Origin of the sequence: Thiorhodococcus drewsii AZ1, from assembly GCF_000224065.1 — a bacterium.
Classification (GTDB): domain Bacteria; phylum Pseudomonadota; class Gammaproteobacteria; order Chromatiales; family Chromatiaceae; genus Imhoffiella; species Imhoffiella drewsii.
The window spans coordinates 1-13,179 of record NZ_AFWT01000052.1 but is presented as its reverse complement, the minus strand read 5'-3'; the positions used below and the strand labels follow the sequence as shown (position 1 = coordinate 13,179).

Annotated in this window: 9 protein-coding genes and 1 pseudogene; 1 reads left to right on the top strand and 9 read right to left on the bottom strand. The window is 59.2% G+C overall.

The features are described from left to right. The first annotated feature begins 202 nt into the window (after positions 1 to 202). Entirely contained in the window at positions 203 to 2,491 is a 2,289-nt protein-coding gene (locus tag THIDRDRAFT_RS21155; protein WP_007042967.1) for a phytase, read from the top strand. Between the two features lie 99 nt (positions 2,492 to 2,590). On the opposite strand, the gene THIDRDRAFT_RS24145 is transcribed toward THIDRDRAFT_RS21155, so the two are convergent. From THIDRDRAFT_RS24145 to THIDRDRAFT_RS21110, 9 genes and pseudogenes are all read right to left on the bottom strand, one after another. After that, entirely contained in the window at positions 2,591 to 4,765 is a 2,175-nt protein-coding gene (locus THIDRDRAFT_RS24145; RefSeq protein WP_007042966.1) for a methyl-accepting chemotaxis protein, read from the bottom strand. Between the two features lie 220 nt (positions 4,766 to 4,985). Further along, positions 4,986 to 5,807 (bottom strand): flagellin N-terminal helical domain-containing protein, encoded by an 822-nt coding sequence (locus THIDRDRAFT_RS21145; protein WP_007042965.1) that lies wholly within the window; start codon positions 5,805 to 5,807, stop codon positions 4,986 to 4,988. 188 nt (positions 5,808 to 5,995) lie between these two features. Then, positions 5,996 to 6,328, bottom strand: coding sequence for a DMT family transporter (locus tag THIDRDRAFT_RS21140; protein WP_007042964.1), 333 nt, complete (start codon positions 6,326 to 6,328; stop codon positions 5,996 to 5,998). Positions 6,329 to 6,443: 115 nt separating this feature from the next. Further along, positions 6,444 to 7,883, bottom strand: a complete 1,440-nt coding sequence (locus THIDRDRAFT_RS21135) for an ATP-binding protein (RefSeq protein WP_007042963.1) — start codon at positions 7,881 to 7,883, stop codon at positions 6,444 to 6,446. Next, positions 7,877 to 8,608 carry a response regulator gene (locus tag THIDRDRAFT_RS21130; RefSeq protein ID WP_007042962.1) on the bottom strand — a complete coding sequence of 244 codons (732 nt, stop codon included), beginning with the start codon at positions 8,606 to 8,608 and terminating at the stop codon, positions 7,877 to 7,879. The genes THIDRDRAFT_RS21135 and THIDRDRAFT_RS21130 overlap by 7 nt, the downstream gene beginning before the upstream one ends. Before the next feature lie 166 nt (positions 8,609 to 8,774). Then, a complete protein-coding gene (locus THIDRDRAFT_RS21125; RefSeq protein ID WP_007042961.1) occupies positions 8,775 to 10,013 on the bottom strand; it encodes a DUF2235 domain-containing protein in 1,239 nt (412 codons plus the stop codon). 90 nt (positions 10,014 to 10,103) lie between these two features. After that, positions 10,104 to 12,044 (bottom strand): methyl-accepting chemotaxis protein, encoded by a 1,941-nt coding sequence (locus THIDRDRAFT_RS21120; RefSeq protein WP_007042960.1) that lies wholly within the window; start codon positions 12,042 to 12,044, stop codon positions 10,104 to 10,106. Positions 12,045 to 12,218: 174 nt separating this feature from the next. Beyond that, positions 12,219 to 12,411: pseudogene (locus tag THIDRDRAFT_RS26930) on the bottom strand (ISKra4 family transposase); the annotation flags it as partial. Positions 12,412 to 12,428: 17 nt separating this feature from the next. Next, on the bottom strand, positions 12,429 to 12,656 hold the full coding sequence (locus tag THIDRDRAFT_RS21110; protein WP_007042959.1) for a hypothetical protein: 228 nt from the start codon (positions 12,654 to 12,656) through the stop codon (positions 12,429 to 12,431). Between the last annotated feature and the right edge of the window lie 523 nt (positions 12,657 to 13,179).

The window sequence follows — 13,179 nt, the reverse complement described above, 5'->3', positions numbered from 1 at the left end:
CCGCAGCCGCCTTATCCTACGTTTTCAGTCGTTCTTATAGACGCTCTAACCTGTGCCTCAGTTGATACAGCGGACAGGTGAAACGGAACCGTCATGGAATCGAGATGGCGCACCGATATCTCCGATCCTATGCTCGCGACCCATGCTGCGGCCTTGCCCACCTGGATCGGAAACCGAGCGACAAAAAAGAAGGAGACCCGCCATGTCCAACCACCGCTCGAACCCCAGACTGCTCGCACTGACGCTTTCCGCCGCAACGATCATCGTCCCCTGCGTGGGCTGGTCGAGCACGCGGGGCGACTCGGCCAATTCGGAGCGTCGCACAATCACAGGATTTGAATTCATCGGAGAGGTCAGCTTTCCCACCGGATACCGCTTCGACGACACCGAGGTCGGCGGTCTTTCGGGGATCACCTACGACGCCGACGACAACCGCTTCCTGGCCCTATCGGACGACCGTAGCGACCTCGCCCCGGCCCGCTACTACAGCCTCACCATCGATCTGAGCGACGGCCATCTGGATTCGGGCGACATCGCCTTCACCGGCGTCACCAAGCTCCAGCCGCGCTTCGGAAGCTATTTCGCGCCCGGCGGCATCGACCCCGAGGGGATTGCACTGGCCCCGAACGGCGGTGTCTTCGTCTCGTCCGAAGGCGATGCCTCCAAGCTCCTGGCCCCATTCGTCAACCACTTCAACCGATTCGGCATCCAGGATCTCGAACTGGAGATCGATGCCAAATATCTGCCGACCGCGACCTCGGGCATCCGCAACAACCTCGCCTTCGAGAGCCTGAACCTCTCGCCGAACAAGCGCTATCTGTTCACTGCGGTGGAGAACGCCCTGGTGCAGGATGGTCCCCAGGCCACGCTGGAGGACAAGAGTCTGTCGCGCATCCTCAAATACGATCTCAAGACCGGCAAGGCGCTCGGCGAGATGGTCTATGAGGTGGAACCCGTCGCCGAGACGCCCGAACCTGCGACCGCATTCGCTACCAACGGCCTGGTGGAGCTTCTGGCGCTGGACGACAACGGGTCGCTCCTGGCCATGGAGCGCGGCTTTTCCACCGGCAAGGGCAACGTGGTCAAGCTCTATCAAGTGCTGAGTCAGGGCGCCCTGGATGTGTCCGCCTGGGACAGCCTGCTGTGGAAAGAGGAAGGGGTGCCATTCTCCATCGATCCGCCGGTCCAGAAGCAGGAATTGCTCGATTTCGGCGATCTGGTCGAAACGGTCGACAACTTGGAGGGCATGACACTGGGTCCCGTACTGCCGGACGGGCGTCAGTCGCTCATCGTCGTCAGCGACAACAACTTTTCCTCGACCCAATTCACCCAGTTCATCGCGCTGGCCCTGAACATCGAGACGGTCCCGGCTGCCCGTCCGGTCCTCGAAACGCCCCGCACCACCGATGCTGGGACCGACAGCCCGCTCAGGGGCGATTCGGACGATCCAGCCATCTGGATCCATCCGTCCCGGCCAGACAAGAGCCTGGTCATCGCCACGCTGAAGGACGGAGGATTCGTAGTTTTCGATCTGGGGGGGACGGTCATCCAGCAGGAGGTGCCGGCCGAGTATGGCGACATCCGCTTCAACAACGTGGATCTCGTCTACGACTTCGCGCTCGACGGCAAACGGGTCGATCTGGCCGTCTTCTCCGATCGCAAGAACGACACGCTTGCTGTCTACCGCATCGACCCGAACCGACAGCGTCTGGTAGCCGTCACCTCGTCCTCGATGCCCGCGACCATCTTCGGTGTCGACGACGGCAGCGCAACCGCCTATGGGCTCTGCACCTATCGGGGCCTGTCGGACGGTGCCGACTATGCCTTCGTGACCCAGGCCGACGGCAACAAGATCGCCCAGCTACGACTGCTCGACGCCGGAGACGGCACCGTGAGCGCCGAAGTGGCGCGCATGATCGAACTCCCCGTTCCCACTGGCGATGCCGAGGACTCCCAGTCCGAGGGCATGGTCGCCGACCGTGAGCTGGGCGTGCTCTATGTCGCCATGGAGGACATCGTGGGCGTGCTCAAATTCTCGGCAGAGGTCGATGGGGGCAACGACTACAGCCTGGTGCAGTCGATCGATGCGCACTTTCTGAAGCCGGATATCGAGGGATTGACCCTCTACTACGGACCCGGCGGCACCGGCTATTTGCTGGTATCGAGCCAGGGCGACAGCACCTATGCCGTCTTCGAGCGCTCCGGCGACAACGCCTATGTCGGCAGCTTCGTGGTCGCCGACACTGACGGGATCGACCAGGCCAACGAATCCGACGGCGCCGACATCATCTCCACCGCATTGGGATCCCGCTATCCCTTCGGGCTGCTGGTGGTGCAAGACGGCGCCAACGATCCGCAGAACGCCCTCCAAGACGAAGAAGAACTCGAAAACGACAGTACCAACTTCAAATTCATCCCCTGGGAAAACGTCGCCAAGTCATTCCCCGAACCGCTCATCATGGAACCGCGCACCTACGACCCGCGCCAGTAGAGCTCGGATAGCCATCTCTCCCCGCCGGGGAGAGGTGGCGCACGCCCCGTAGCCTGGGTAACGCGCAGCGAAACCCAAGACTCCCACCACCAACCTGGCTCACCCACCCAGCTTGAACTGTCCGATCATCTGCTGGAGTTCGTGATCCAGCTCCGCCAGTTCGGCGCTCATGCGCGCGACCAACTCGGCGGCCTCCGCAGTGCTTGCGGTATTGGTCCGAATCCGTCGCACCTGTTCCTCGATGGACTCCGTCGCCTGGAATTGTGTCGAGACGGCGCCCGAGATCTCGCGATTCATCTGATCGATCGACTGAATGGCCGAGGCGATGCCTTGGAACGACTCGGTGACCTGATTGGACTGCTCGACCACCGAGGACACCTGCCGCTGGCTGGCCCCCATGGTTTGAATGACCGCCTCGGACCCGCCGCGCAATCGATCGAGGATCGCCGCGATCTCCACGGTCGATTCCTGCGTCTTGGAGGCCAGGCTACGCACCTCGTCGGCGACGACGGCGAATCCACGTCCCGCCTCGCCAGCTCGGGCCGCCTCGATTGCGGCATTGAGTGCGAGCAGGTTGGTCTGCCCCGCGATGTCGTTGATTACCTCAAGCACACGACTGACCCTCTGCGTATCGCGACCGAAGGCATCCAGCGATCTGGTCGCCTCCTCGATATCGGTCGCGAGCGCCTCGATGGAGATGCGCGAGCCATCCACAACCGCCTGGGCGCCCGCCGCGCGCTCATGGGCTTCCTGCGCCAAATGGGCGGCCTGCTCGCCATTTTCAGCAACGATCGCGATGCTGCTGGAGAGCTGGCTCACACCCGTGGCGACCGAGTCCGTCTCGGCCCGGTGTTGGGCAATCTGATCGCTGAGCGCACCTGACAGGGACGCAGACCGAGTGGTGTGGGCATGAACGCGCTGACTGGCTTCGGCGACCTTTCCAACCAGCACGGCGACCTTCTCGGCGAATTGATTGAAGGCGGTCGCCAAGAGTTCGATTTCGCGCACCTGCGCGGGCTCAAGCCGGCGCGTGAGGTCACCGTCACCCTGCCCGATCTCCTCAAGCGCCGCGATGACTCGATCCAACGGCCGCAACACCAGGCGCGCAATCCCCAAGCCGAGAACCAGAACCACCAAAATCGTCACCAGGTCGAGACTCAGCATGCCGTTCTGGACCCGGCTCAACAGCGAGCGGCTGTCTTGGGTGACTCGCATTTCCGCCTCGTCCGTGATGTGCTTCATGGCATCGAGCGATGAGGTCATACGCAAGGTCGCCGCCTCCTGGCGCGCAACGGCCTCGGCACGATTCGCGCTTGATGCGATGAGCGACCCGGTCAGTCCGGCCAGGCTGCCCGCTCCATCGACGAGCTGCTTCGCCAGCCGCTCGAGGTCTCCTGCAATCTCGGCGGCCAGCTTTTTCGAGTCGGACTCGGTGTCGACCAAGGTCATCTGACCGATGGAAACGCGGATCTGCTCGATAAGCGGGATCAAGCGATTGTCTCTCACCGAGACCAGCTCAGACGCATCCTGGCTTGTGACCAATGTCCCCGCGAGGGCGGCGAGATTTGCGCTCTGAACGTGGAGCTGTCGCGCGAGATGTGTCACCCGCCGCGTCTCGTCGCTCAGAAGGCGAGCACTGGCCTCGCGGTACGCTGCGACCAGTTGTGCCGGATCGGCCTCTCCCCCCTGGCGTGCCAGTTTTTTCAGGGAAATCTGGGCCTGAAGGACCAGGAAGCCGACCTCATCTTCAAGCGAGTCGACCTTGGACTCGAAGGCCGTGAAGCCGGTCTCAAGCTTCGATTGGAGCGCGGCCCGCTCTTCGCCGAGCGTCAAAATGTCCTTGGTGGTCGCGAAAACCTTCGAATCCGCCCCGAGCATCTCCTGAAAGGCCTCTGCGAGCTGCCGCAAAGCGGCATCGGTATCGGCCGAATGCCGGACCGATTTGGATAGACTCTGAGTCAAGGCGTCAACCGCCTGACGGACCTCTGTCTCCAGCGCGGTGCGATCCGGGAATGCGGACAAGGCGCTGGTCTCTGTGACCGCCATGAGCTCGCGCTGGCGGGTCAGAAAGGACTGCAGCGCCACGAGAATCTCGGCCCGATTGGACTGGATCTCCGAGATCTCGATCAGGTGAGTTTGGGATTCATCAAACCTGTCGTTAGTGAAGCGACCGGCGCCGCCAATGAGGATCAAAACCGCGATGTTGGCGGCGATCAGTGCGACGATGAGTTTGCGAATGGAGAGGGTGAAAAAGAGACGTCGAGGGCTTGCCATCCCGTGTTCTCGTTGGATTCTTGTATGCCTGGATCCACAGGCTCGGAAGCGGGATCGATCAGCGGGATCAAGGATTACGTGCGCCTGCCCTGAATGTTTGTATTCAGACAGGATTTAGGCGATCACCAGAAAATAGTCTCTCCTGGGATGCGGTGAACGTGCGAACGACATCCCAAGACAGGGAATTCTTTCGCAGAGATCGCCTTAGAGGCTCGGCAGCCTAACCCCCAAGCAGTTGCGAGACGGTCTGGGCAGAAATGCTCGACGCCTGGCCCATCATGGCGATGTTGGCCTGCTGCTGGATCTGGCTGCTGGCCAGTTGGGAGATCTCGCGGGCGTAGTCGGCATCCTGGATCCGACTCTGAGCGGCGTTAGTGTTGATATTGCTCTCTTGCAGGTTGCCGATGGCATATTCGAAGCGATTCTGGACGGCTCCCATCTCCCCCTGTATGCCGCTGAGATACTCGCTGCTTTTGTCCAACACACCGAGGGCGCTCGCCGCGCCGGCGGCCGTCGAGATGTCGATATCGCCGAATCCGAAATCGCTCAGTTGACCCTGAACGTCATAGGTTTCGAGCCCGATGGCATCGCTGGAGTTGCCGCCCGCCTGGATCGAGACACTGGCATCGCGATCGAGCAATCGGGTGCCGTTGAAGGTGGTGCTCTCGACGGTCTGAGCGATCTGCTCCTGCAATTGGCTGACCTCGGACTGGAGCGCGCCGCGATCGGAATCGGACAGGGTGCCGTTGCCGCTTTGCAGGCTCAGCTCGCGGATGCGGCCGACCATGTCATTGATCTGACTCACCCCGGACTCCGCAGTCTGAAACATGGAAACGCCATCGCTGACGTTGCGCATGCCCTGATCGCTCCCGGCGATCTGCGCCGCGAATTGCGAAATGAGCGCCGAAGCGGCTGCGTCGTCGGCCGCGCTGTTGACGCGCTGTCCCGAACTCAAACGCTCCTGGCTGGTCTCCACGGCGTTCTGTGCCTTGTTGAGGGAATGGAGCAAGCCCGGTGTCGAGTCGTTGCGGATTCCGATCATGGCTTCAAATCTCGATGTTCGGTGAACAATCCACCTATTGGCTTTAAGTATCGCCCATGCGGCCAAATCGTTCGAAATCTAGATGTGACATGGATCACACATAGGTCAACGGATGGCGACGAGAGGCCATCGAGCCTGCTCGGTTCGACGCTCGTCATGCAGCTGGAGTGCGAGCGCTTGGTGGCGGACTAATGCTCCACCGCCTTCGAGAAGAGGTTCAATACCAGCACGCCGGCCAAGATCAGACCGATCCCGATCAGTGCCGGAACATCCAGCTTCTGGTCAAAAAAAACCCATCCAGCGAGGGCGATGAGCACGACGCCAAGTCCCGCCCAGACGGCGTAAGAGATGCCGACCGGGATGGTTTCCATCGTTTTGGCGAGCAGATAGAAGGCCGCGCCATAACCGACGACCACAACCACGGACGGCCAGAGGCGCGAGAAATTCGCGCTCTCCTTCAGGGCCAGCGTGGCGCCGGTCTCGGAGAGTATGGCGAGGAAAAGGTACACCCATTCTTTCATGCTGATGCTCGACTCGATTGAATGAGCAGGATTCTGGATGCCCACCCGCTCCCGGACAATCCCCAATACGTTTGCGCGCTGCACGGGTGGCTCGACTGTCCGCCCCTTCGATCGCTCAAACCCTGGCGGACGCCCTACCCTGCGCACCAATCGATTCGGGCAGACGCACCTGGGCACTCAGACCACCCTCGGGCCGATTGATCAGGACCAGGGTTCCGCCGTGTGCATGGACGATGGTCCGGGCGACGGACAAACCGAGCCCGGTACCACCCGTCTCGCGGCTGCGCGAGGCTTCGAGACGAAAGAAGGGCGCGAAGACCTTCTCCAGAAGGTCCTCCGGGATACCTGGACCCGCGTCATCGATGCAGATCAGGTGCTGCCCATCGTCGGTCGTCAAACTAACCTGGACGGTTCCGCCGTACTTGACGGCATTGTCGATCAGATTGGAGAGCGCCCGCTTCAGCGAGACGGGACGACAGCGCACGATGAGTCGCTCGGGTCCTGCGTAGCCGACATCCCCGCCGAGGTCGGCATGATCGTCGACCAGGCTCTGCACCAAGGCCGCCAGGTCCGTGGCGCGGGCCGTCTCGTCGGCGGCCTCGTCGCGGGCGAAGCTGAGCGTAGCCGAGAGAATGGCCTCCATCTCGCCGAGCGTCGCGAGCGTCTTATCACGCATCTCGGCATCCTCGATGTACTCGGCGCGCAGCCGTAGCGTGGTGATGGGGGTGCGCAGATCGTGCGAAACCGCCGCCAGCAGACGCAGGCGATCCTGGATATGTCGATGCAGCCGATCCTGCATCCGATTGAATGCGCGGATGGTCTCGCGGATTTCGCGCGGCCCGCTCTCCGGAATCGGCTCCACGTCCTCGCCCAGACCGAGCCGGTGCGCCGCCTCGGCGAGCTGGGCCATGGGACGGGCCGCGCGTCTGGCCATCAAGAGTCCGCTGCCGATCACCGTAGTCAACAGCAGCGCCAGGAGCTGAAGCGTCTTCCCGGCCCAAGGCGGGGGCTCGTCGATTCGAGTCGTGCGGAAATCCACCCAGCGGCCATCCCTCAAGCGCACACAGACGAGGATGGCCTTGACGTCATCGGAGCGGAGATCGCCCCGAAGCGCGCGATGATTCTCGGAGCGGCCTAGCCGCGCCTCTTCCTCATTCCGATCATGCTCATGCTGGTGATCCGCAATTTCGACGCGAACCCTCAGCGACTCGCGATCCTTGATACCGAGCGCACTGCGCAGTTTGTGATGAATGACGTGCTCGATCGCGTGCCGCCAAGGCCGACTGAGCCCGAGCGACGGCTTCGGGCCGATGGCGATCTCGTCGCCCGTGCGCGAGAAACGGTCGATAATCCGTGCGCGCTCGACCGGCGTGGCATCCTGCAACAGCCAGACGAGCGTGGTGACCTCATCGAGTAGATAGGCCAGATTGCGCTCCTCGAAGCGGTCCTTGCGTTCGTCCTGGAGAATAAAGGCGCTACCAAGAATAGTCAGCAGGGTCATGCCAACCAGAAGCTGCAGGGTTCGGCCGGCGAGCGTGTCAAACCGGCTCAACATTCTCCGGTCTCGACCTTGGGTGCAAACAGATAGCCGTCTCCCCGGACCGTCTTGATGATCTGCGGATCGCGGGGCTGATCGCCGAGCTTGCGTCTCAGCCGGCTGACCAGGGTATCGATAGCGCGATCGAATGCCTTGGCGTCGCGACCCCGGGCCAGGTCGAGCAGCTGGTCGCGGCTCAGCACCCGTCCCGGTCGCGTGACCAGGGCCATCAAGAGGGCGAACTCGGCGGTACTGAGCGGCACCAGGGTCTGATCCGGGTCGATGAGCTCGCGCGCCTCCGGCAGCAGGGTCCAGCCGAGGAAGCAGAGACGCTCTGCGGTCTCACCCGTTCCGCGCTCCTGACAGGAGCCGGTGCGGCGCAGAACGGCCTTGATACGCGCCAGCAATTCGCGGGGATTGAAGGGTTTCGCGAGATAGTCGTCCGCGCCCATCTCCAGACCGATGATGCGGTCCGTGTCTTCGCCCATCGCGGTCAGCATGATGACCGGCACGGCGGCATTCGCTCCGGCCCGCAGGTTGCGGCAGAGCGTAAGACCGTCATCACCCGGCATCATGAGATCGAGAATGATGAGATCGATGGCGGCATCGGCCAGCGTACGCCGCATCTCGACGCCGTTCGCGGCGGTCGTCACGCGGTAGCCGTGATCGCCCAGATAGCGCTGCAACAACTGGCGAATCTCGGAATGGTCGTCGACGACCAGGATGTGTGGCTGCATGTCCATGCGCTGCAGTTTAGGGCGTCGCGCGGGACGATGGGGCCAAATTTAGTGACAGATCGTGTCGAGCCGAAAGCCTGTCACATACGGTTACAAAAGGTCGGAATGGAGCCCCGCCCGCACGGGCGGGACTAATCGGTCGATGCCAGCGTCCATCGATGCCGTCACGCGGTCACAACTGCGGCCAAGGGACCGCGTTCGCCTCCATCACCTCTCCATCCCAGCCCACGACCGATATGGGTTTTCCCGCGCGCCTGGCACGGATCACCGCCTCCAGGTTGGGCGGACGGTAATCGGTCGGCGCACAGGCTCTGCCTTTGGGGCAGTCGGTCACCACGGGCTTGGTCCAGCGCTCGAGTGTCGAGACATGAAGCCTCTCGTTGATGGTCTGGAATCCACTTGGAGGAACGTTGCGCCGAGCGAACGCGGGAAATGTGGCGCGGAACCAATTCCCGAAGCGCCCTCCCTCGGGGATGACCTGGTCGATTATCCGCTGGTAGGGATAGATGAGGCTGGACTTGTACATCGCCGTGCGGCTTTCCACCCCCTTGCCGAAGGGATTGGGACTGACGGCATCCTTGAGATACCGCTGGTCGAGCGCGAGGTCGGTCAGGGCACTGATCCGTTTGACCATCCAGTCCAGCGCCACATCGGACAGTCCTGCGTCCTTGTACGAGCCGCCGACATTCGAATGCACGCCGGGGAACCAAACCTGTTCCACGGTCTGCCCGGAAGGTAGTTCCGCATCTTGCGGACCGACCCACAGAGTCGGCGCAAAGGCGCTACGTTTCTCATCGATACCGATGGCATGCAAGGCCAGCGTCACCTTGTCGTCCAACTGCACGTTCTGGAAATAGAACATCGATTTCAGGAGCCGCCGACCGAGATCGCCGGGAATTCCGAGTGCGCCTACCGTATCCCAGACACCAACGCAGCGAATCGGAATCCCGGTCTTGCGCTCGAGGCCTAGCGCCTCAATGCGCTCGCGCCGGTACGCCTCATCGTGCACGCCATCGCGATAGATCTCGATGACCTCTCTGAGACTCCCGCCAAGATCGTTCGGCGACAGCATGCCCACCAGGGCGATGAAACCGACGAGGCTACGGGCAGTGTAGGCACCCCGAGAAAAACCAAAGACATAAATCTCGTCACCCTCGACATAATTGTTGGCGAGGAATCGGTAACCGTCGATGATGTTCTCCGTCAGTCCCACCCCAGACGCGCCACCGACGACTCGGTCGAGCAGGTTTCCGGTTCCCACCCCCTTGTCATAGAAGGCAATCTGACTGACGCCCTCATCATCCATGGGGCGAACGGCACGCACCATCTTGACCACATTGGTCGGATTACCCCCCCTGTCAGGCGTATTCCAGGTTCCATCGAAACAGACCACTAATCGCCGAATCGTCATCGTCTGCTGCTCCTTGCTGTTGTGCTCATCATGCGGATCCGGAATGAAAGCGTCGTCTGCGTCGCAGGCATGGGTTTAGTTTTACTTGAGTTATGCCTTAAAGCGACCGACTAGCCCGTGCAGTTTTTCGGATAGCTTAGCCAGTTCCTGCGAATCTTCGTGAGAAGAATTTGCAAGCGACTCCACCAGCTGAGTATCAGTATGAATCTGCACAATATGACGGTTAATCTCTTCAGCGACCTGATGCTGCTCTTCAGCTGCAGCTGCTATCTGAGTATTCTTATTACGGATATTATCTACGGCACCGCGAATTTCCTCAAAGCTTTGACTTGCCAATCCAATTCGCTCAACGCTGGCCTGTGACATATCCAAACTGCTTTGCATTTGCTCGGAAACCTCTTGGGTACGTCGCGCGAGGGTACCAAGCATGCTATCGATTTCACTGGTAGATTCTGCGGTACGATGAGCTAAAGCCCTGACTTCGTCGGCAACCACCGCAAATCCTCGGCCTTCTTCGCCAGCACGAGCAGCCTCGATAGCAGCGTTCAGCGCCAATAGATTGGTCTGCTTGGCTATAGCACTAATGGTATTCAAGATGGCATAGATATTCTGGCTATCCTGCTCTAATGTATGTAACGCGTTTGCTGACTGCTGAAGGTTGCCACTCAACGAAGATACGCTATCCGTGGCATCAACAATCTGCGCTTGCCCGGTATGAACCTGACGCTGACAATCGTCGGCAGAGGTTGCTGCTTCACTACAAGATCTAGCTACCTCATTCGCCGTGGCGACCATCTCATTAAACGCCGTGGACACCATATCTACGGCCTCACGCTGACGTTCAGCCGCATCCGTCATTTCCTGAGCCACTCGTGTTGAGTCTTTCGATGTACTCTGCAAGGCTTCCGATGCACCAATAATACTCTGTACCAAATTGCGAATTGCTGCCAAAAACTGATTGAACCAACCTGCCAACGAAGCTGTTTCATCCTTACCTTGCACTTCGAGACTATGCGTCAAATCGCCTTCGCCTTGCGCGATATCTTTAAGACCATCAGAAACACTAACGATCGGCCCAACAATGAGTTTGGCAAAGACTTTACCCAATATAGCAAAGAGCACAGCCAACACCACCACGATCATAGCGATTTGCCAAGCTAGCGCGTTAGCCTTGGCCATCACTTCGCTACGTTCAATCAAACCAATAAACCGCCAACCCAGCCCAGGCGAGGACATGACATTAGCCATATAGCGTGTGCCGTTAATCTCAACTTCAACCATACCGTCGGCTTCAGCCATTTTGGCATAGTCACCACCAAGGTCTTTTAGCTGTTTAAAATTATGATCGACATTACTAGGATCAACCAGCACATTACCGCTTTCTTCGACCAACATAAGATAGCCAGTTTCACCAAGCTTGATCTGTCTCACTAAATCAGTCAGTTGCTTAAGCGAGACATCCACACTGACAACACCCACTAGATTACCGCGTGAGTCGTCAACAGTACGAACAGTACCAACCAACACAGCATCATCTGCCGACCAGTAATAGGCTGCGGTCTGCTGAGTCACACCGGGGTTACTCATAGCAGTTTTATACCAGGGACGTACTCTCGGGTCATAACTCTTCAAGTCTGGGTCACCCGGCCAGATAGCGTATCCCCCGTCATCCCGACCATAAGAAAGGTAGGCGGTGGTAGGATGAGTCTTAGCAAAGCGATCAAAAATACCCTCTATTTCCTGATTACTCTGCGGTAGTGGCACCATGTCTGCATCTGCAGCAGAGTAGTTTTTCAACTGAGGTGCAGCAACTATCTCCGGCAGATTCGCAATGTAATCCACATTTTCACCAACACCTTTGAAAAACATACTCACTGTATTATCAACTTGGCGAATTTCCTTCGAACTACCATCAAGGAAATCCAGCTTTGCCTGAGCACGCAGATTATATATAACGACCGCAGCAACTAAGAGGATCGGAATACAAGCAATAGCCACAAATGCCCAGGTAAGTTTAAGTTTGATACTCATATTGATAATTCCAAAAGGTGAACGCCTACTCGAATCAGGATAATCTCATGACGCGATAATGATTAAGCTATCGGCATTTTCAGGATCGCTTTTAATCCAAAAAAAACGGACCTGATTATTTATGAAGCTCAGCAGGTGCGGCCTTGTGATGATGTTATCAGCCACGCACCCTGCTCCGAATTGATCGATCTTGTCCCAGAATTGCGCCCAGCGTCCGGCGGTCTGGTCTGGGTCAGGGTGCGTAACCTGAGCACGATCTTGGCCCCGGTGGTCTTCCAGCGCATGCCGGAGGCGCACAGGCGCTGTTTGACCAGGGTCTTGCAGGTGGCCTCGGTCACACGCCCGAGCCGATCGGCAGCCCCTCGGCGAAGAAGCTGGGGTAGTTCATCTGATGACGAGTTTGTTGAGCTTGATCCAGCCGCAGCCAAGCACCGGATTGTGCTGCGGGTGAACCGCGTCCATGAAGACAATCACGTCCTTTTCGGACTTTTTGTCCTTGAAATCCTGGTACTTGGAGACAAACGCCTCCTGAACCTCGACCGGCTGATGCTTGCCTGGCAGCAGCGTCGGTTTCTTGTAGACGTAGCCGAGGCGATGCAGCAGCGCATTCATGTCGCTTGGCGTGTAGCGCAAATCCTAGGTTGCTTGACGTCGCGTGCCACTTCCGCTGCAGTTTGATACGCGTGCTTTGCGGTAGAGATTACCATGATGGGCAGACGATTAGGTTAATGAGGGAGTCTGAGCCGAAAATTCGTATGATACGGGTATGAATGGCTCGATTGTTCATCGGTCGGTCCGTTGCGGCGGACGAATGGATTTTGGCGGTTTTTTTCCATACAACTTTGAAACGCAGATCGCGTGGACATCTAAAACATCCGACGATTTCATCTTCCGGTTTGAGACATCCCTTTACCCATATCTCGAACCAGTTTCGCACACATTTCTTGTTCGATTGCGGCCCAAGACTGGATTCGTCGCCTGGGTTTCCGTTGCACTGTTTGTGACGTGAACGCCGACAGTTGGGATGGAGAACGATGCACGAGACAGCGCGAAATCAACCGATTGATCGAGTCCCCGAATTTCCCGAGGACCTGCCGCTGGGCACCTTGGAGCAGGAGCTTGGCACCATCGATCT